Genomic DNA, 21729 nt, shown 5'->3' with positions numbered 1-21729 from the left:
TAAAATATCGGCTCTAAATCATCTTCCATGTCATGTCGTTTTCACTCAAACGGTGATAATTGAGCTGAGGATGAGCAGACAAATCTAGCGTCTGTAAGTTATTTAGCGCGGTTAACAATGCCTCATAATACGGCGCAAGCATGGCAAACTGTGCCGGTGTGGTGTGCTGTACATTCAACAAGCACTTATCTTCTAGATTTTGACTGGCCTGACGTAATTGCGGCACACCCGTGTAGCGACTGCCGCCCAATATACGGTGGGCAATTTGCGCCAGTGTGCTACGGTCACGGGCTTCCCACGCTTGGGTGAGTGCTTGTTTTTCATCATTGATAGTATCGAGCATCATAATGATCAGCTTGGCTGCCAGATCAGGTTTGTTCGCTGAACGAGTAAGGGCATCTTGCCAGTTCAAAATGTTCGTATTATCACCATCACTGACGCTTAGATGGCTGGTTTCTTGGTAATACATCTGTTGTGCAGTATTCGCTGCTGCTTGTTCACTACTCAAGCCATCTACAGGATTTTGTGAGGGATACAATAAGGGTGCTTGTCCCTGTTTATGCGAGCGTAAACTCTCATAGCGCGGCTGGGTTTCACGCGGTGTTTCGCGTCTATAATCTTCACGAGGCTGACTGTCTCGTAAATAATCATCACGGATTTTCTTTAATGATAACGGTCGAGTGATTTTTTGTTGATTGATCTTATTAGAAGCATTATTACGAATACTCTCATCACCTTTAATCATAGGATAAGTTATCGTAGAATCTGAAGGCCATGTCGAATACGCTTCAGCATTCACATCTTCAAAACCACCATTTACTGAGCTATCAAGTGGCGAGTCGCTTTCTGCTAAGTGGGTAGCCTGCAAACCCGTGCTATGTGCATGAGCATCAGAGGCTGTCGTCGTACGCCCAAGCCATTTCTGTAGCACTTGCAACAACTGAGGCTGACTAATGGGCTTGCCGACATAGTCATTAATACCACTAGCGATAAGTTTGTCTCGCTCATCAGCTAAACCATGTGCCGTCAACGCGATGATAGGAATATGGCTATCAGCATTTTCAATGCTACGGATTTGCCTAGCCGCCTCATGCCCTGACATACGTGGCATCTGAATATCCATAAATATTAAATCAATACTATTTTTGTCCTGAGTGCTATTTTTGTCTTCGATAGTCTCTTCAGTATAAAGCATATTATTCGATTTTTTATTTACTTCATCGCGGGTTTCAGCTTTAGAGATTTGAGTTTTATTCGACAGACTTTGTTTATCACTCTTCGTGGTTTTGATGTTTTTGGTTTGCTGTTTACTGATAATCTCTATGGCATCAAAACCGCTACTCGCGGTCATTACCTGAATACCAAGCTCGCTAAGCAAGGCATCAAGCACCAGCAGGTTAGGCAGATGGTCATCAACGGCTAGTACCGTTACCCCTTTCCAACGCGGTTCTTGCAAGTTTTTTGGCATACTACGATTTTGCGTATCGAGCATGGCGTAGAGCTGTCTTTTATCCAATGGCTCATACAATATATTGGCTTGATAACGGTTCAATAGTGCTTGGTCGGCAGCCACTTGATAGCCAAATACCGCAAGCTTGCCTTGATAATGTAGACGAATTTGTTTGAGTAGCGCCATCATATCGTCCTGGGTATCATCGTCAACGATGACCCAATCCCAATAGTTGCCGCGCTCTTTTAATGATTCAAGTACTCCTGGTAGCGAGTTGGCCTGAGTCAATTTAATCGGTAAATATTGCAAGCTGGCTTTAAGCACTTGAATAGACGCCGTATGATTAATCCATATCAAAACGTTAAATTCATCGGTATCACTCGCCAGCGGCGCCAATACTGGTAGCTCAATCGTCTGACCGGTGGCGGCTTCCAAAACATCCACGTGTGCTGGCATGCGAAACCAGAATGTGGCCCCTTGATTGGCGATGTTTTCTTGAGCATTATCATGAAAACCAATATCCCCGCCCATCAGACGGGTTAATTGCTTGGAGATGACCAAACCCAATCCTGTGCCGCCATATTGACGAGTGATTGATGGGTCACCTTGACTGAAGCTTTGAAACAGCATTTTTTGATCCGCCAAAGAGATGCCTTTGCCGCTATCTTGCACGCTAATCATCAAGTAATTGTCTCGGTAGTCATCCAAGCTGACGCGCACCACCACATCGCCGCTATCGGTGAATTTAATCGCATTACCCACGATATTGGTCAGTACTTGCTTGAGGCGCAGGGCATCGCCATTGATACGCATTGGCACATCGTTATAAAACAACACCGCCATGCGCAAACCCTTTTCTGCTGACACCGGTGAGAGCATATCGACCACGTCATAAATGGTGTCATAAAGGTCAAACTCATGGCGATCGAGTACCAGTTTACCCGCTTCAATCTTGGAAAAATCCAAGACATCATTTACCAACGCTAATAAATGTGCCGATGATTTACGTATGGTTTGCACATATAAATCTTGTTCGGGGTTTAGCTCGCCATGACGTGCAAGTAAGTTAATAAAGCCATCAATACTGTTCAGTGGTGTGCGCAGCTCGTGGCTGATATTGGCCAAAAATGCTGATTTGGCTTGGCTGGTTGAGATTGCCGCATCACGCGCATTTCTGATAGAGATGTTTTGCATCTCCATCTCATCAAAAGCCAAACGCAAATCATCTTCAGTTTGCTCAGCATGGTCTTTTAATTCTTGAAAGCTCCTATGCAGGCGACGCAGCGTTTTGACCAAATCTTGCTGTAATAAATTCAGCTCACCATTTGATTCAACCGGTACGGGCTGGTATAGATTGTCAACATGGGTACGTTGTAATTGCAGACGCAGCTCATAAATTGGTGCGATCCAGCGCTTTGAATAGATATTTAAGCTGAGCAAGAGAATTAAAATAGTGAACAAACCGGTAATCACCAATGCCATGGCAATACGGTAACGCGCAATATAAAGCGGCTCGTTGTCCATATCGACCAATAGCCACAACTTCTGCCCCTCAAACTCTCCCAATATACTGCCATAAGCCGTGCCGATAGCCGTTGGCTGCTGTGATAAGAAGCGCTCTTGTGCATCTATCGATGGCCACGCTTCATCCAATCCATAACCTACTGACGCGAGCACTTGGTTGTTTTCATTGATAATTGCGATACGCTGGACATGTTGCTCGGACTGCATGCGACCGAGTTTATCTTGGATTTCTTCAAGCTTACTTATGGCCGTTAACGCTGTTTTTGGTGTGCCTTCTGCCTCCCTCTCCTCTACAGTGACTTCGCTGTTTGCTTGCTGACGCTCTTGCTTTAAGAGCTCAGGAATCAGCTCGGCAACTGCTGGAGTGTAACGAATGAGCACCGCCTCCGCCAATACCTCTTGCTCTGAATTGCTGGCGCGCATGGTTTCATAAAAGACCAAAATACCACCGACCGCTGCCAACACACAAATTGGCAAAAACACCAATATGATGAGCTGACCATACGCACTGCTGGTATCGAAACGTTTTTTGTATGCCATGCTAGCTTTACTCTCTACTGGGGATTGGGCTATGTATAAATAACGGCGCTAATTGATGACAGCCCCTAAGTCTCTCAACTATTTTAACAGCATTTATAAATATAAATATCGTCATTACCAGGCGTTGCTGATGATTGAGCACCAGTCACAATATCAAATTCAGACGCAATACTAAATATGGCGGCTGCCCACTCATTTACCAAAATCTGTTGATGCCATCAGCGTAGCCAAAAACAAAATGATATAATGATGCAACTTTTTACTTGTCGTCAGATTCTTTTGCTTGCTACAAAAATAAAATGATAGTTAAAATATAAATAAGGATACCTTATGTCCGCTACAGACCTGTTAAACGCCAATTTCATCACTCAAGTCACCGCCCTCGCTGATTGCGTCGGTCAAACGCCGCTGGTCAAGTTACAGCGCCTGCCTGAACAAGAGCAACTGCTTAATGGTACCGCATTACTGGCCAAGCTTGAAGGCAATAATCCAGCAGGTTCTGTCAAGGACCGTCCAGCGTTTAATATGATTTATCAAGCCGAACAGCGCGGTGACATCAAGCCTGGTGACATGTTGATTGAGGCTACTAGCGGCAATACGGGCATTGCTTTGGCGATGGTCGCGGCGATGCGTGGTTATCCAATCACGCTACTGATGCCAACCAACTCAACCCAAGAGCGTAAAGATGCCATGATTGCCTATGGCGCGACGTTAATTGAGGTGGATGAAGGCATGGAAGCCGCCCGCGATTTGGCGCTGCAAATGCAGACCGATGGCAAAGGCATTGTCTTAGACCAATTTAACAATCCTGACAATAGCCAAGCGCATTACCTCACCACAGGGCCTGAGCTATGGGCACAAACTGAGGGCAAAATCACTCATTTTATTAGCTCAATGGGTACCACTGGCACTATTACCGGCGTGTCACGATACCTTAAAGAACAAAACCCTGATATCAAAGTTATCGGCTTGCAACCTGATGAAGAAGCGTCTATTGCCGGTATCCGCCGCTGGCCTGCTGCTTATATGCCAGGTATTTATGATGCGGATTTGGTCGACGAAGTCATGGATGTTGACCAGCATATCGCCGAAGTTTATATGCGCAAACTGGCACAAACGGAGGGCATATTCGCTGGTGTCTCTTCAGGCGCAGCAGCATGGGCAGCGGTGCAAGTGGCTAAAGAAAACCCTGATGCCGTCATTGCCTTTATTGTCTGTGATCGCGGTGATCGTTATTTATCGACCGGTTTGTACAATGTCGATGACAGCATAGAAAACGCAGACAATAAAGCACTGTAATCTCAAAAGCAGCAAGCTTATAAATACTCAGGATTAACTATGTCACAAGCCTTACCATCCGACCCTATATTGGTATTTGATATTGAGACCGTTGCCGATACAGATGCGGCACGTCGTATTTACCCGCAATTGGCTAAGCTTAATGATGCCGATACACTAAGCGCGTTGACGGCGCTACGCATACAGGAAGCGGGACACGACTTTATGCGTTTGCCGCTACAGCGTATCGTTTGTATTTCAGCCTTATATATAAAAGATGGCAAGTTTTCATTGTTTTCGTTGACCGCTGATAAGTTTAGCGAAAAAGACATTCTTGCTAAGTTCTTTCGGGCATTTAGTGACCTAGAAAAACTGCCACAGCTCATCAGTTGGAATGGCTCAGGCTTTGATATTCCTGTGCTGATATATCGTGCGATGCAATATGACCTGTCAGCGCCTTGGCTGTTCGAAGAAGGCGCGCGTATCAAAAATATGCGCTTTGATAACTACGTCAATCGCTTCCACACCCGTCACCTTGATTTGATGGACAGATTTAGCCAATACGGAGCCAGCCGCCGCGAAGCCATGGATGTGGTTGCCAGCTTATACGGTCTACCAGGCAAAACAGATGTCGACGGCAGCATGGTTGGTGATCTGTTTCATAATGGTGACTGGCAAACGCTGTCTATCTATTGTGAGTCTGACGTCATGAATACTTGGCTGATATATTTGCGTTGGTTGCGTTTAACTGGGCAGCTATCCTCAAAAGATTTTGATGCTTGGCAACAGCAAAGCTATGATTACTTAGCAAAATACACCCAAGCGGATGGCAGTGCTCGTCATCAGGCGTTTATTGCTGATTGGTCATCTGCATCCAACTCACAATCAGCAGGGTAGTGAACGTTTTGTTCCATCCTTGTTTTTTAGTATTTATCATTTAATTTATTAAGGCAGGTTTATGCAACCCACCGATTCAAAAACGTCTACAGCGTCTGATGCTACACCGCAAGTAAGCGATACCCAAACCATCACTGTTCCGCCTAATAAGAAAAAGTCTAAACCCTCATCAAAGACGCGTCGTCGTCTAAAAGACGCTGAGCCACTACCCTTTGCTATCGATGGCCTATCGCATGATGGTCGCGGCGTTGCGGTATACGGTAATGGTTTTGGTGTGGACGATGGTCACATCGAGGACAAACATGGCAAAAAAATCTTTGTCAGCTTTGCACTACCTGGTGAAAGCGCCCTAGTTAAAATTACCAATAGTCGTAGCAGCTTTGAAGAAGGCGATGCCATTAGCATCACTGCCAATCCAAATCCTGAGCGTGCCGTACCGCCCTGCCCGCACTTCGGTGTTTGCGGTGGCTGCAATCTACAGCATTGGCAGCCAGATGGCCAAATCAACTTTAAGCAATCTGTGTTGGCTGAAATGCTTATGCACCAAGCCAATGTGGCGCCTGATAACTGGTTAGCACCCGTGGTTGGCGATCGTCTTGGTTATCGTACCAAAGCTCGATTGGGTGTGCGTTATGTCACCAAAAAAGAAACCGCTTTGGTTGGATTTCGCGAGCGCTCAAGTAACTTTTTGGCAGAGCTCAATGAATGCCATATCTTGGACCCACGCATTGGCTTTGAGATTGAGAATTTAAAAGCGCTTATTAGCACGCTAGAAAGTCGTAACAAGATTGCCCAGCTTGAATTGGCCATGGGTGAAGAGATGCCAGAGCTACCCGATGGCAATCAGCCCGTGGCGCTTATCGTGCGAAATCTCGAGCCATTATCAGATGCTGATATTGATAAGCTAAAGACGTTCTTTGCGGCGCGTAACTGGCAGTTGTACTTGCAGTCTAAAGGTGCTGATACTATCCAGCGGATTGCTTTGACCGATGCTGATGATATGAGCCAGCAGTTTGGACGCCTGTATTATCAACTGCCAGAGTACGATTTGACATTTGAATTTATTCCTACCGATTTCACCCAGGTTAATCTGTCTGTGAATCGTCAAATGACCAAGCTTGCTTGTGATTTGTTGGATTTAAAAGCAGGTGAGCGAGTGCTGGATTTATTCAGTGGTTTGGGTAACTTTAGCTTACCGCTAGCGCGACTGGTTGGCGAAACAGGTTCGGTGGTTGGTGTTGAAGGCAGTGAAGCAATGACCGCACGCGCCGCAGACAATGCCCGCCGTAACGGTATTCATAACACCGAATTTTATAGCCAAGATTTGACCCACGACTGTACCGATGAACCTTGGGCCAACCAAGGCTTTGATGCATTATTAATCGATCCACCACGCTCTGGCGCATGGGAAATCATGCAGTATTTACCCAAATTCAACGCTGAGCGTATCGTTTACGTCTCTTGCAATCCAGCAACCCTCGCTCGTGATACCAAAGCATTATTAGAACAAGGCTATCGTTTGACGGATGCGGGCGTGATGGACATGTTCTGTCATACCGGTCATGTCGAATCAATCGCGCGCTTTGAAAAAATCGCCGTTTGATTCTTTACTTTCTCTCAAATTAACGGTTCAGAGTATTAAATAACCGTATTAAAAGCCGCTGACACTCAACCAAAACTTGAGTGTCAGCAGTAGCAATCAATGACGGCTATTTATTCTGATTAACTGTAGACATTACATAGCCTCGCTTGATTTGTTACTGCAACATGAGATAATAATATAAAATTTTACTATCTCTTTTTATTGTTTTTCATTAAGGAAATAGTGAGTATTTACACCCATAGCTTTATATATTTTACGCACGTTTTATAACTGCTAGAAATGGACTTTTTAGCAGTTATACTGTTTTATCGCTGGCACTTTATAGATCTTAAAAACAGATCTTAAAAAACATCAGTCTTGAACTATTTATGAATCTTGAATCATAAGTGTCCACATAATAGATAAAGTTATAATCAATTTAGAATGGCTAAGAGGAGTCGGCTATGGTAAAAATTCGTGAAGGATTACCGCTGGTAGATGGACAGACCACGCAAGCCGACAGTGCCACACTAGCGGCGCAGCTGGTCGCCAGTCAACGTTCCCATCAGTCTGCCAATAGCTATGCCCAAATTCCACTGGATATCAAACATCAATTGGCGACTCATAAGCTACACACTACTTTTGATCGCTCGGCGCACTATGCTTACCATAGTCATGACCCAAACCTTGAAAACGAATATCTAGACAATAAAATCCTCGATGAATCACCCATACTCTCGGAAAAAGAGTTTGAAGCGATTGATTTGGACCAGATAAATATTGATGTCCCTACTTGGTTAGATAACGTCGCCAAGCGGATTGGGCAAGAGTCTGTACCTAACCTGAGCGCTGCCTGTGAATTTATTCGCAGCCATATGAATACTAGCGAATCGGAGCGCTCAGGCGCTTACGTGACTGGTATTGGTATGACCGATATCTTAACTTACCTTTATCAAGATGAAGACGCGCTTGTCGCTGCCATGCTCTATCGTAGTGCGCGCAAATCAATCATAAGTCTGGCTGATATCGAAAAAAAATTCGGCACCGATATATCGACCCTAGTCAAAGATACCTTGGCAATGGGTAAGCTGTCTGAAATTATTGAGAGTAACAAACGCTTAGAAGATCATTTCGTCAATAACCAGCGTGACCAACTGTCCAATATCTATAGCATGCTCATTTCTGTCACTAACGATGTGCGCGTCGTGCTTATTAAGCTGGCTGAGCGTACCTTTGCCATGCGCGAATTAACCTTTTCTAACGAGGAGCGACAAAATCGCGTGGCACGTGAGGTCATGACCATTTATGCCCCATTAGCGCATCGATTGGGTATCGCCCAACTAAAATGGGAGCTTGAAGACTTAGCCTTTCGCTACCTTGCGCCTGAACGCTATAAAGAAATTGCTAAGCTACTATCGGAAAAACGCAGTGAACGCGAGTCCTATATTCAGCGCGTACAAGACAAACTTAACGACGCCTTGGCAGAAGCCGATATTGAAGGTGAAGTCTCAGGACGCGTTAAACATATTTATTCTATTTATCGAAAAATGAAGCAAAAAGGCTTGTCCTTTGATCAGCTTTACGACATTCGTGCTTTACGGGTTTTGGTCAATAATCCTTCGGATTGCTATCATGTTTTGGGCTTGGTACACGGTCTATGGCGTTATATTCCTGAGCAGTTCGATGATTATATTACCAACCCAAAATCTAACGGCTATCGCTCGCTGCATACCGCGGTCATTGCTGAAAACAAATCGCTTGAGGTGCAAATTCGCACTCAAGAAATGCATTTTGAGGCTGAGCTTGGCATGTGCGCCCATGTCAATTACAAAGAAGGCCTAAAAAATAAGAGAGACAACTACCTAAACCAAAGAATCAGCTCATTACGTCAGCTATTGTCTATCAATAACGAAACACGCAATCAACCGCGCTCAACATTATTAACTGGTGAAGAGCTAGAAGAATTAGAGTTTGATGAAGAAGACCAAGTGGTTGATTTCGATGAGCTCGAGCGCATTTATATTTTTAGCCGTGATGGCGATATTACTGAGCTACCAAAGGGCGCGACTGTTCTTGATTTTGCCTATTATGTCCATACCCAAGTTGGTAACCGCGCGCAAGCTGCTCGGGTCAATCAACGCTATGTACCGTTGACCTACCAGCTCAAAACGGGTGAGCAAGTCGAAATTATCACTAAGGCATCACGTGAGCCCAACCGCGATTGGCTGGTTGCATCACTGGGTTATATTCACACCAACCGCGCACGCTCAAAACTGCGTCAATGGTTTAATAAACAAGACCGCGACAAGAACATTGAAATAGGTCGACAGATGCTCAGCAAAGAGCTTGAGCGTTTATCAGTGCACCCCAATAGCATCGATTTAAATGACTATACGCAGCATTTTAATGTCAATAATACCGATGATATTGTTGTGGGCTTGGTCACGGGCGATATTGGTCTTAACCAGCTTACCAGCCATATTTCTCGGCAACTGCATTTAGAACCTGAGAAAACTGAAGAAGATTTTACTCCTAGTATTAACACCAGGGATTCTGGAAAGCTTGACGCCTACAAAATCCATATCGATGGCTTGGATAATATCGAGATTGGTTTAGCAGGCTGCTGCCATCCTGTACACGGTGAGCCAATTTCTGGCTATATCACTTTATCACGTGGCGTTAGCGTACATAATCGCGGCTGCCCAGAATATTTGCGTTTAATTGAACGTGATCCTGAACGCGAAATTGATGCTGCTTGGAAAGTTAAATCAGGTCGCTATCAACCGGTTGACATCCATGTAGAGGCATACGACAGACGCGGGCTACTGCGCGACTTGACCCAAATTATTGATAACGAAAACGTCAATATTCGTCAAGTTGAAACGCTGAGTAACGATGATAATATTGCCTTTTTAAAGTTTCATATTGAAGTTTCAGGGCTGGCACATTTATCCAAGCTATTGGCTAAACTCGAACAGCAGCATGGCATCTTACATGCTCGCCGTGCTGTCGCTTGATTAAAATAATTCGCATTTTTCAAAAACGCCTTTCATTCATAATAGAGTTTTCATAAAAAACACCATGCCTGAATTACCTGAAGTAGAAACAACCAAGACCAGCCTTGAGCCATTATTAGGCCAACAAGTGGCCAATGTAAAAGTATTCCAACCCAAATTACGTTGGTCGATGCCAGATGATTTAAATAGTCTCGTTGGTTACACTTTAGAGAGTGTCAAGCGGCGAGCAAAGTACTTAATACTTAATTTTTTACCAGCAATGGGCGGTAATACCGACTCTTCTAAGCATTTACAGCCAAAACAACTCTTGGTTCATTTAGGTATGTCAGGGAGCTTACAACAGCACAATTACAGTACTGATAAACGCAAACATGATCATTTGGTTATGAGCTTCACTGATGCTGATAATACGAAGACCCAGCTACATTATTATGATCCTAGGCGCTTTGGATCAGTCTTATGGCTTGAAGAATACGGTGATAAACTATTGGGTCATTTAGGACCTGAGCCGTTATCAAAGGAGTTTACTGCTGATTACTTATATCATTTAATCCAGCGTAGCAATAACTCCAATCAAACGCCTGATGACCCTTTAGCCAATAAAGCCAGCACCCGAAAAGCTACCGTCAATAAAACCACTACCAATAAGCAGCCTATCAAACGTGCCATAAAGTCTGTGATTATGGAACAGCAAGTGGTGGTCGGCGTCGGCAATATTTACGCGACTGAAAGCTTATATCTTTCAGGCATTCACCCCGCCACTCCAGCCAATGACGTCTCATATGAGAAAATAGTCATACTGGTCGCTCATATCAAAACTATTTTACAAAAGGCGATAAAACTTGGTGGTTCGACGCTACGTGACTTCACAGTGGCCAGTGGTCAAACAGGCTATTTTCAACAGACGTTGAACGTGTATGGTAGACAAGGAGAAGCTTGTCCACATTGTGATACGGTACTCGATAATATCAAGCTTACTGGAAGAGCCAGTGTTTATTGCCCTAGTTGTCAGCCAATAATCTAAAAACCTTTTTATTTTAGACAATTGCTAGTTACTTTACCTTAGACGCCCTATTCTGGGCGTTCAGCCTCCTGACATACCAGAAAAACAATTGTTCCTAAATATCTTGCATTTTTGTGCTTCAATACACATATTGCACGCATTTTTATTGCTTATTAACGCACATCTTGCTTTAATGGTGCTAGCACTTACATAAATAGTGCATACTGTTTATGTATCTGTAATATTCGCCCTACCTATCGTTGCCGCATTGCTTATATAGAGAAATTATCTCTATGTTGGAGATAGCAACAGCCAGTAATCATACCAATTATGAATTTTAGGATACCGTTATGACTGTTAAAGCCAAGAACCAACGTACAGTTAAGCAAAGCACAGTTAAACAAAGTGTTTTTACTGTTGCCGTAAGCTTAGGTTTGATGGCTGCTAGCATGCAGCCTGCCTTGGCAGCGATAGAGATTGATGAAGCTGACTTTGGACCTTCTTACGACACGATGGTGGTTGATACCGTGGTTGGTAAGCCTTTACAACTGGTCAGCGCCGTTGCGGGTACTGCAGCTTATATCGTTAGTTTGCCCTTTTCACTGATCGGTGGTAATGCAGATCAAGCTCAGCAAAAGCTGTTCGTTGAACCTTGGGACGCAATGGGCCGCTGCTTAGGTTGTACCGTTGCTGAAGATAACTATTATAAATCTCAAGTTGTTGATAATAATGTAGTGCGCATTGTCGTCGACCAACCCTCGGAGATTTTGATCAATACCAACGACTATGTGGTCGTCACACCTTAAACGTTACTCACTCCATAGGTGTGATATTTAGAAAAATTAAGTAACATACATCTATTAAAGACAAAAACTTATCAATCGACAATAAAAAAGGCTAACTTTGCGTTAGCCTTTTTTATTGCTTTAATTTGGTTAAACCAAACTATTAAGCACCTTTCTTACCACGACCATGACGCTTACGCTCACTTTCAGTCAAATAACGCTTACGTAGACGAATTGCTTTTGGCGTTACTTCAACCAACTCATCATCTTGAATAAATTCAAGTGCTTGCTCAAGCGTGAACTTAACTGCTGGAGTCAGCGTTAACGCTTCATCCGTACCACTAGCACGGACGTTGGTTAGCTGCTTAGCCGTTGTTGGGTTAACCGCCATGTCGTCGTTACGTGAGTTAAGACCGACGATCATACCTTCGTATACTTCGAGCTGTGGTTCAGCAAATAACTTACCGCGCTTCTGTAAGTTAAACAGTGCAAAGCCTAGGCAAACACCTTTTGCCATAGAAACCAATACACCATTGGTTCGGCCGCCAACGTCACCAATTTTCTGTGGGCCATAATGTGAGAAACTTGAGGTCATGATACCCGTACCTGAAGTCAATGTTAGGAACTCAGAGCGGAAGCCAATCAAACCACGGGCTGGTATAGTCGCTTCAATACGCATACGACCTTTACCATCAAGCTCCATATTGGTCATCTCACCTTTACGTAGACCAACCTGCTCCATGATAGAACCTTGATGCTCATCTTCAATATCGAAGACGACATTTTCATACGGTTCTTGTAGTTTACCGTCAATTTCTTTAACGATAACTTCTGGGCCTGAAACACCCATCTCAAAGCCTTCACGGCGCATGTTTTCGATAAGTACAGATAGATGAAGCTCACCACGACCCGATACTTTAAATTTATCTGGAGACTCAGTGTCTTCTACACGTAATGCCACGTTGTGAATCAATTCACGCTCAAGACGCTCACGAATGTTACGCGAGGTCACAAACTTACCATCACGACCAGCAAAAGGTGAGTTATTCACTTGAAAGTTCATAGATACTGTTGGTTCATCAACCGTTAGCGCTGGCAATGCTTCAACATGATTGGGATCACAAATAGTATCAGAGATATTAAGAGAATCAATACCAGTAATACAGATGATATCACCTGCTTGTGCATCCTCTACGTCGATACGATCTAAACCGTGATAGCCCATAATTTTTAAAATACGACCATTACGAGTATTGCCGTTCTTATCAACGACCGTCACTTGAGTATTGGTTTTAACTTTACCACGCTGGATACGACCGATACCAATCACGCCCACAAAGCTATTGTAGTCAAGGCTAGAGATTTGCATACGGAATGGAGCATCAGCATCAACTTGCGGAGGCTGAACCACATCAACGATAGTTTTGAAAAGCGGTGTCATATCATCCGCTAAATTATCAGCTTCTAAACCTGCAATGCCGTTCAATGCTGAGGCATAAACAACGGGGAAATCTAGTTGCTCGTCGGTTGCACCTAGATTGTCAAACAGATCAAAGATTTGATCCATTACCCAATCAGGGCGTGAACCTGGACGGTCAATTTTGTTAATAACAACAATCGGCTTTAGACCTTGCTCGAACGCTTTCTGAGTCACGAAACGAGTTTGAGGCATTGGACCATCAACACCGTCTACTACTAGTAGTACGCAGTCAACCATTGACATAACACGTTCAACCTCACCACCAAAGTCGGCGTGACCTGGAGTGTCGACAATGTTGATACGGTATTCAGTTTCGTCAGTAGTATCTGTCCAGCGGATGGCTGTGTTTTTAGCCAAAATAGTAATACCACGCTCTTGCTCAATATCACCTGAATCCATCGCACGTTCAGCAATGTTTGCACGGTCGTCAAAAGTACCAGATTGATGTAATAATTTATCAACCAAAGTTGTTTTACCGTGGTCAACGTGGGCAATAATTGCAATGTTACGCAGGTGTTTGATATCGTTCGCCATATAAAATGCTCGTTTCGTCTTAAGAAAATGCAGTAGCATTAAGCACCGCTGGATAAACTTTTATCTTCAATCAGGTAGATATTAAATACTTACTTTTAGGCGACTACACAATAGGTGCTGTCGTTTAATTATTTTCAGTATAATCAAACATCTACGCTGATAAATTCATCATACAGATAGCTATGCTAATGTACATTCTGTCAATTTACAGAATGTTTGGGCAGCTAGTATAACATTATTGCTTGATAAATTTATGCAATAACTCACCTTTCTCAATACATAAATAAAAAAAAGCCACCCAATGGGCAGCTTTTTTTGTAACTATATATTTAAAATTATAACTAATGAGCGGTTATTTACTCAACAACCATATCTTTAGTTTGTTCAACAGTCATTGTTTTGTCACCAGTGATGATGGCATAAACACGACGGTTCATAGCGCGACCTTCTTCAGTATCGTTTGGCGCGATTGGGTTGTCATAACCATAACCAACAGTTGATAGACGGTTTGGAGCGATACCGAATTCATTAGTTAGCATAGATTTAACAGCAACGGCACGAGCTTCAGATAGGCGTTGGTTATAACGTGCTGAAGGACCAGTTTTAGAAGCATGACCTTCTACACGTGCTGTAGAGTTTGGATACTCACGCATCTTCTCTGCTACTTTAGCGATTTCTGGTTTGTATTGGTTTTTGATAGCTGATTTATCGTTATCAAAGAATACACGTAGTTCCATTTTCAGCTCATCAGTAATATCTACTGGTACTGGGCAACCGCGCTCATCAACTACAACGTTCATAGGAGTGCCTGGGCATGCATCGATGCTATCAGGTACGCCATCACCGTCAGAATCAAGATCAGATTCCACAACCACTACTGGCGTATCATCAACCATTGGCTCTGCAACTGGTGGTACAGCTACCGTAGGCGCTAAATGACCACCAAGTACAACTTCTAGGCCGGCCAACGCCATGCCTTCCCACCAGTTGTTATCGAAGTTATGAATCGCACGAGCTTCACCACGTAGGCTTAGCGCGTCGTTGATGCGATACATAGCACCTAAACCTAGGTTACCGATAGTATCGGTTGTTTCTGATACTTCAGTACCAGCAGCTATTTCAGTACCAGCTGGAATGCCTTGTAACGCACCCGTGGTTTTATATGATTCTTGGTTCTCTACTTTGATTTTAGACTGACCAGCACCAACCAATACATATGGTTTGAATGCGTTATCAGTATAACCAGTGAATTCTTCCGTACCGATCAAGAAGTTACCAGAAATCATGGTTTGTTCGACGTCAAAGCGGTTAACGCCTGCATCAGCAGAATCTTCAGAAGCTTCGCCATTCGCGCTAGATACACCGTACTCTACTTGAAACTGAGTAGAAGGAGTTAGCTCGATACCTAATGCAGCACCAGTATATAGGCTACTTTCTTTGGCTACGCCACCATTGTTGTTACCACGAGTACCATCACCGATAACATCGCCATTGGCGTTTTCATAAAGGTTTTTACCAGTAGCAAGAAGATCACGTTGATCATCATGAGCTTCACCAGTGTAATGATAACCTAGTAATAATGGGCTGATAGTTACACCAGCATTAGCTGCTAAAGGTGCAGCCGCTACAGCAACAATAGCTAGAGCAATTTTATTCAATTTCATGGACTTCCTCCAAAGGATAATTTTAGTGATGCATTAAGCAAAACCGCTTCTCAAGATGTTCTAAAATAGACATCTTTTACGAATTTGTAAGTGACAAAGCAAAACCAATTAAGGAGTAGCTTAGCGATTATCAATTCAGTTTACAACTTTTTTCGTTAACGAGCTACACATTATTACACGATACTGTCGTAACTAAAACACAATAATCCGCTTAAGTTACCTAGAACTAACACACCTTACGATTTTTATCTTTTGTATGTCAGTTCACAATAGATAGTCAGCCGAGCAATACCTACTGTCTGGACATATTTTAATACATTTAGACATTTTTCTCTATTACTAAAACCTGTCATTCACTAATTGAAACATTTTTTGACAGTAGACATATATTCTGTTTATATTGTATCAGTCAACATTATTTCATACATTACAAAGATAACTGTTGTTACAATTTATCTGTCGCTAGCCAACTTACTCATCATAGGCAATAAGACCTCATGACACTTCTTTATAAGATATTGTTAAGTTATGAAAGGCTATCTAAATTTTCTTTATTCACCCTAACTTTGGTTAGGAATGAGTTCGCGAACAGTAGTAGATCGAGTGTTTATGGTTTTTGGTTCTACTTCCAATGGCTTAGGACACCTAACTCTAGGAAAGAAAAAAGAATACAGATAAGGACTCTTGGGCATAGAGGCAGACAAGGTTTTACGTTGGTTGAACTCATAGTTACTGTCGCTGTATTGGCCATCATAGCAAGTATCGCTACTCCGGCAATTCTAAATCAGTTAGCAAGTATGGAAGCTAAGCGCATCAAAAACCAACTAGAAAGCGCTCTACGTTTAGCAAAAGCAGAAAGTCTTATTAGACGCCAAAACGTGTTGGTTTGTCTATCTAATGCTGCTGGTCGTTGCGATAGAGACAGTGATAAAATACTTTTATTATTTATAGACAGTAATGGTAATAATCACTTTGATGCTCAGGTAGATTTTTTGCTGAGCCAGCAAACTTTAAACTTAAAATACGGCAAGCTGAAATTGCGAGTAGGAAACGAGCGTCATTACACTAAGTTTTGGGGTAATAGTGGCACACCTCGAGGGCATTTTGGCCATATCAAATACTGCCCGATCGCTACTTATAGTCAAGCCATGTATCAAATCTCATTCAACCAGACAGGCATTATTAAACAGAAACTTAATGAAGACCACCCTACCGAGTGTAATAAATAATGCGACGAGTAATAAGGCCTGCCCGAATGCTTAAAATATCGTCAGTTCGATGTAAAAAAGATACCGTGCGACTGGTATTAATTTTTTGCAGCCTCTGTCAGCGTAGACACCGCAAGCAAGAAAAATTAATACCCGTCACGCGTCAAAGAAAATGTATCTTAATTTAGGGGCTGTATAGAATGTATAAAACATAGCTTAAGGTTTTTTGTGCATCGCTTCTTTCATCATAATAACCGCCTGCTCTAACCCTACGAATACAGCATCGGCAATGAGTGCGTGGCCAATGTTTAACTCATAAATGCCTTCAATCTGTGCAATAGCATTGACATTATCACGGGTTAAGCCATGTCCTGCATTAATCAAAAGTTCGCTATTGGTACGTTGCGCAGTAGCAATCGCATGTTTGATGCGTTTTAGCTCGGCACCTTGTGCCGCTCTATTGTCCGCTAAACCTGCTTCAGCGTAAGCACCCGTATGCAGTTCAATGGCATCAGCACCGCAATCTATGGCCGCAGAAACCTGCTTGTCTTCTGGATCAATAAATAAAGAGACCTTAATGCCTGCAGCCTGTAACTTGCTAATATAATCGGTCAGCCAAGCAACTTGTCCTGCGACATCAAGCCCACCTTCTGTCGTTAGCTCTGCGCGTTTTTCGGGGACTAAACATACCCAAAATGGTTTAACTTCGCAGGCAATCACTAGCATCTCAGTCGTCGCTGCCATCTCTAGATTCATTCTAGTCGTCAACTGCCCTGCTATCTCATAGACATCTGAGTCTTGAATATGACGACGGTCCTCACGCAAATGGATAGTGATACCATCGGCACCTGCACGCTCGCACAATAAAGCGGCCTCTAACGGACTGGGATAAATCACCCCACGTGCTTGACGTAAAGTTGCCACGTGATCAATATTCACGCCTAACAAAGGGGTTTGAGAAGTATTTTTAGATGAAGCGAATGAAGAGGTGGTCATAATAAATCCTTTTGATAACAAAACCTATATTTAAAAACAAGCATCCCAGCAGCACTATATTCTTTTAAAAGTGAATCAACTATAACTATAATTTGTCTTTTTTGAAGTAGCTCAACTATAGTGAAGCTATTAGCAAATAACAATTCTATTATTGATAGCGCTGTTGCTGCTGCCATAACAGACGACTTTGTAATGGTTGATAATCAAGTAGATGGTCTATCAGCTGCCGATGAATCCTTGACCAATTATTCAGTGTGGTTTCAGCAATACCCAATTTTGCCATCTCAATAATATCCGCACCTACAAAAAGGCTTTGTCCAGTAGCACTTTCTACATGCTCAGACGGCATATTATTCTGAGAAGTAGGCATAGAGACAGCAACCAAACCCACATCAGGTAAAAAACGATACACACAATCAGCTTCAATGCCATCCTGCATACTGTCATGAGCTAGCGCTAAGGTAAAACCCAACTCGCTAAATAAGTGCTGTTCAAACTGGCGCAAACACAGACGCAATTGATTGGCGCTTAAAGGCTGTCTAAGCTGAATCAGACTTTCTTTATAATGCTGCCACAATACTGGCATCGGGTCTTCAGTAGGTAGGAGACGCCACAGTATTTCATTTAAATACAATGCCGAGTATTGATGTTGGCCCGTGATGTTTTCGTAAGGAGCTGACTCTAGATAAGGCACTGGCTGTAGCAAAGTAGCAGCGTCTTTTGCGGCGCCTGTCTCAATAATATTTTGTGAGGCAATATTAATTTGACTAAAAGTCTTTAAATCACGTTTACCAGTGGCGAAGAGTTGCAATGGCATAAATAAGGGCGCGCCTTTTTTCCCAATACCGTGTATCACCCCATGTTGCTGAGAAAAAAGATAATATAAGGCGCGCTTTTCTTGATAGGGGCGCTGATGCAATAGATAACCGACTAACGCTTCATTACGCATGTGTTATTACCTCAACATTAAGCATCAGTATCGAGCACATAAAAAAGTGATTAAAGCGCTACTTTGCGATTAATACCCTAAACTGGTTAACGCACGCTCGTCATCAGACCAACCGCGCTTCACTTTTACCCATAGTGTCAGCATGATTTTTTTATCAAAGAGCTGCTCCATATCTTTACGAGCATCCATACCAACTTGCTTGATACGTTGACCTTTATCACCGATAACAATGGCTTTTTGGCCACTACGCTCGACATAAATAGTGGCATCAATAAAGGTACAAGCCTTACGTGGACGACCTGTTTTTGGATCGGTATGCGCAGGCTCATCTTTGAACTCGTCAATCTGTACCGTTAAATCATACGGTACTTCATCGCCTGCGCTACGCATGATTTTTTCACGGATAATTTCGCTGGCTAAGAAACGCTCTGAGCGGTCGGTGATTTGCTCAGTATCATAGATAGGTGCGGCAACTGGTAGATGTGAGGCAATCACTTCTTGTAGACGGTCTAGGTTCTGACTTTTTAATGCGGAGACAGGTACAATATCAGCAAAATCGAAACTATCACTAAAGGTTTCAATAAGCGGCAACACGCTGCCCTTATCTTTTAAAGTATCCGCTTTATTAATGACCAATACCACGGTCAAATTTGTCTCGCCGAGTTTCTGCAGGGTCAACAAATCATCGTCACGCCACTGATCTGAGTCAACGACGAATAATACCAAATCAACATCTACTAAGGCAGATACTGCGGCTTTGTTCATGCGCTCATTGATAGCACGCACTTCATTACGGTGAATACCTGGAGTATCTACAAACACAGCCTGCATTTCATGGTTTGATAAAATACCATGAATACGATGGCGAGTGGTTTGTGGCTTACGTGAAGTGATAGATAGTTTTTGACCCAATAAGTGATTCATCAAGGTTGATTTGCCGACGTTTGGACGCCCAACGATGGCCACATAACCTGCCTTAAAATCATCAGCAACATGCCCATGGCTACTAGGGGCAAAAAAATCTTCAATGGCCGTATCGTTTTCTGATGTAATATCTTCTGAATGCGTTATATCATCATTAGTGGTATCTTTATTACCTTGGTTTGGATTCAATTCTGTGTTTTCGGTCATATCGTCGGCATTATCTTCATTATTGGATGGCAAATCAGTACGATTGCTCATAGGGTAATCCTGTAGGGTTTATAACCAGTCAAACGGTGATTAATAAGGCATTGATTGTATCAACACTAAAAAATCGGCACCGTTATTGGCTGGAAAATATTGAGGTCTTAAAATAGGTTGTCAGACTAGAATCATGTTTTGCGCCTAGCTACATATCCGTTATGTGCGCTTTTTAGCTGAATTTGGGAGTTTATGCAATTGATTGATCATCAGCTCAGCGGCTTTTTGTTCAGCGATACGGCGGCTTTCGCCAGATTCAGTAATATCAGCACAGTTATTGATATTAACATGACAACGTACAACAAAGATTTGATGCGGGGCGTTACCTCGGGTTTCCATCAGCTCATAATGAGGCAAGTCAAACTGCTTAGACTGTAGCCATTCTTGCAAGCGACTCTTGGCATCTTTTAGAGCTTTTTGATCATTGACGTTATCAATCAAACTGCCATACCAAGAGAGAACGCAATCGCGAGTAATGTCCATATCTTGGCTGTCTAAATAGATAGCGCCAATCAGAGACTCTACCGCATCCGCCAATATAGACGCACGATTACGACCACCGCCCTTGCGCTCACCTATCCCTAAGATAAGATGATTAGAAAGCTCTAAGTTTTGGGCAATGATAACCAACGACTCTTGCCTGACCAAAGTTGCCCGCATCCGAGTCAAGCGGCCTTCATTTTGGGTAGGATAACGATGGTATAGTGCCTCACCGACAATCATCCCCAATAATGCATCCCCTAAAAACTCTAGACGCTCGTAGTTTTTTTTGCTATCAAACGAGCGATGAGTGAGTGCCAGCTTTGGCAAGCTTAAGTTATTAAACACATAGCCTAACTTACGCGTCAAAATAGCTAACCGCTGAATAAACTCTGAGCTAACAACAAGCGTGTCGCCAGACATGCTGTTTTTTGGGGTAGTAGGAAGCGCTTGGGCGTTCTGCGAAGTTGGTTTCATGCGTGGCTTATGGTTATCCCTTCTGTTTTACTGATTTGGTTAATATCGTCAATTCCATATAAAATCGAATACGGCGTCAGGCTCACTCAGTCTACTATTTGTAGTGCTTGCACTCGCCTTCTTTGTATCCAAATTACTTTAAACAGACTATAGTCGTTAATAACCATATTCATCAATTGGTTTTATAGAAAAATTCAAATTTTAAAGCTGTTTTATGAGTGCTTTAATAGACTCTTAAGCTAATCTATCGTGTCCATATCAATCGCCCCTTCGAAGCGATTAATGATATCAACATTATTAAAAAAATTCTTGGTCACTGCGTATTCTTTATAAATAGCCAGCTGTCCTGTTTTTTTATCAGTAAATGTAAATACGTCCTCTGCCTGAGTATCATAATCAGCATTAATAGATAGCTGTCTGTTGACACGCTCAACGAATTGCTTTGCAGTCTCTTTATTATTGTTCGATTCTTGAAGCTGTGCGCTTAACGTTTTAGTCAATTGATAATCACCAATCTGAGCGGGTACAATCGCGACCACCAGTTTGGCAGCAATGCCCAAAGCGATAATGATTAACACAATGCTCGTCACACTAGCACCGCGCTGCGTAGACAATCCAGATAGGTGCTGCATTATGATGTTCCTCTACGGGTAAATTGCTATTTTGCTAGATATTTTTTAACA

The 21729-nt window shown here is 42.9% G+C and carries 16 protein-coding genes; 7 read left to right on the top strand and 9 right to left on the bottom strand.

The annotated features are described in order from the left end of the window. Nucleotides 1-13: 13 nt before the first annotated feature. Nucleotides 14-3514: an ATP-binding protein gene (locus tag ACT3TU_RS03170; RefSeq protein WP_444784015.1), complete on the bottom strand. Its 3501-nt coding sequence runs from the start codon at nt 3512-3514 to the stop codon at nt 14-16. A 330-nt stretch (nt 3515-3844) separates the two neighbouring features. On the opposite strand from ACT3TU_RS03170, the gene cysM reads away from it, so the two are divergent. The 6 genes from cysM to ACT3TU_RS03140 all read left to right on the top strand — a co-directional run bounded on the left by cysM (nt 3845) and on the right by ACT3TU_RS03140 (nt 12097). Beyond that, a complete protein-coding gene (cysM, locus tag ACT3TU_RS03165; protein WP_444784014.1) occupies nt 3845-4813 on the top strand; it encodes a cysteine synthase CysM in 969 nt (322 codons plus the stop codon). 39 nt (nt 4814-4852) lie between these two features. After that, nucleotides 4853-5689, top strand: a complete 837-nt coding sequence (locus ACT3TU_RS03160) for a 3'-5' exonuclease (RefSeq protein WP_444784013.1) — start codon at nt 4853-4855, stop codon at nt 5687-5689. A gap of 61 nt (nt 5690-5750) precedes the next feature. Then, entirely contained in the window at nt 5751-7292 is a 1542-nt protein-coding gene (gene rlmD, locus ACT3TU_RS03155) for a 23S rRNA (uracil(1939)-C(5))-methyltransferase RlmD (protein WP_192522550.1), read from the top strand. A 443-nt stretch (nt 7293-7735) separates the two neighbouring features. After that, nucleotides 7736-10288 (top strand): RelA/SpoT family protein, encoded by a 2553-nt coding sequence (locus ACT3TU_RS03150; protein WP_192522551.1) that lies wholly within the window; start codon nt 7736-7738, stop codon nt 10286-10288. A 64-nt stretch (nt 10289-10352) separates the two neighbouring features. Continuing rightward, entirely contained in the window at nt 10353-11312 is a 960-nt protein-coding gene (gene mutM / locus ACT3TU_RS03145) for a bifunctional DNA-formamidopyrimidine glycosylase/DNA-(apurinic or apyrimidinic site) lyase (RefSeq protein WP_192522552.1), read from the top strand. A gap of 329 nt (nt 11313-11641) precedes the next feature. Continuing rightward, entirely contained in the window at nt 11642-12097 is a 456-nt protein-coding gene (locus ACT3TU_RS03140) for a hypothetical protein (RefSeq protein ID WP_444784012.1), read from the top strand. Between the two features lie 142 nt (nt 12098-12239). Here ACT3TU_RS03140 and typA read toward each other — a convergent pair whose 3' ends face one another. Then, nucleotides 12240-14090, bottom strand: coding sequence for a translational GTPase TypA (gene typA / locus ACT3TU_RS03135; protein ID WP_192522554.1), 1851 nt, complete (start codon nt 14088-14090; stop codon nt 12240-12242). A 356-nt stretch (nt 14091-14446) separates the two neighbouring features. Continuing rightward, nucleotides 14447-15754: an OmpA family protein gene (locus ACT3TU_RS03130; RefSeq protein ID WP_192522555.1), complete on the bottom strand. Its 1308-nt coding sequence runs from the start codon at nt 15752-15754 to the stop codon at nt 14447-14449. A gap of 668 nt (nt 15755-16422) precedes the next feature. Between ACT3TU_RS03130 and ACT3TU_RS03125 the strand changes: the two genes are divergently transcribed. Continuing rightward, entirely contained in the window at nt 16423-16983 is a 561-nt protein-coding gene (locus tag ACT3TU_RS03125; protein ID WP_444752743.1) for a GspH/FimT family pseudopilin, read from the top strand. 195 nt (nt 16984-17178) lie between these two features. Here ACT3TU_RS03125 and ACT3TU_RS03120 read toward each other — a convergent pair whose 3' ends face one another. The 6 genes from ACT3TU_RS03120 to ACT3TU_RS03095 all read right to left on the bottom strand — a co-directional run bounded on the left by ACT3TU_RS03120 (nt 17179) and on the right by ACT3TU_RS03095 (nt 21678). Then, nucleotides 17179-17958 (bottom strand): pyridoxine 5'-phosphate synthase, encoded by a 780-nt coding sequence (locus tag ACT3TU_RS03120; protein WP_192522557.1) that lies wholly within the window; start codon nt 17956-17958, stop codon nt 17179-17181. Beyond that, nucleotides 17955-18134: a hypothetical protein gene (locus ACT3TU_RS03115; RefSeq protein WP_192522558.1), complete on the bottom strand. Its 180-nt coding sequence runs from the start codon at nt 18132-18134 to the stop codon at nt 17955-17957. Before ACT3TU_RS03115 ends, ACT3TU_RS03120 begins: the two co-directional genes overlap by 4 nt. Further along, nucleotides 18107-18907: a DNA repair protein RecO gene (gene recO / locus ACT3TU_RS03110; RefSeq protein WP_192522559.1), complete on the bottom strand. Its 801-nt coding sequence runs from the start codon at nt 18905-18907 to the stop codon at nt 18107-18109. The genes ACT3TU_RS03115 and recO overlap by 28 nt, the downstream gene beginning before the upstream one ends. A 69-nt stretch (nt 18908-18976) precedes the next feature. Next, complete coding sequence (era, locus tag ACT3TU_RS03105) at nt 18977-20089, bottom strand: GTPase Era (RefSeq protein ID WP_192522560.1); 1113 nt, start codon at nt 20087-20089, stop codon at nt 18977-18979. 159 nt (nt 20090-20248) lie between these two features. Then, complete coding sequence (rnc, locus tag ACT3TU_RS03100) at nt 20249-21046, bottom strand: ribonuclease III (RefSeq protein ID WP_192528847.1); 798 nt, start codon at nt 21044-21046, stop codon at nt 20249-20251. Between the two features lie 239 nt (nt 21047-21285). Beyond that, the gene (locus ACT3TU_RS03095; protein ID WP_225735183.1) at nt 21286-21678 is read right to left on the bottom strand and encodes a DUF4845 domain-containing protein; all 393 of its coding nucleotides are present in this window, start codon (nt 21676-21678) and stop codon (nt 21286-21288) included. Nucleotides 21679-21729 lie beyond the last annotated feature (51 nt).

It is taken from the genome of Psychrobacter sp. AOP3-A1-26 (assembly GCF_052378235.1).
Classification (GTDB): domain Bacteria; phylum Pseudomonadota; class Gammaproteobacteria; order Pseudomonadales; family Moraxellaceae; genus Psychrobacter.
Note: the sequence above shows the minus strand (reverse complement) of the source record. Positions and strands in the feature narration are given on the sequence as shown.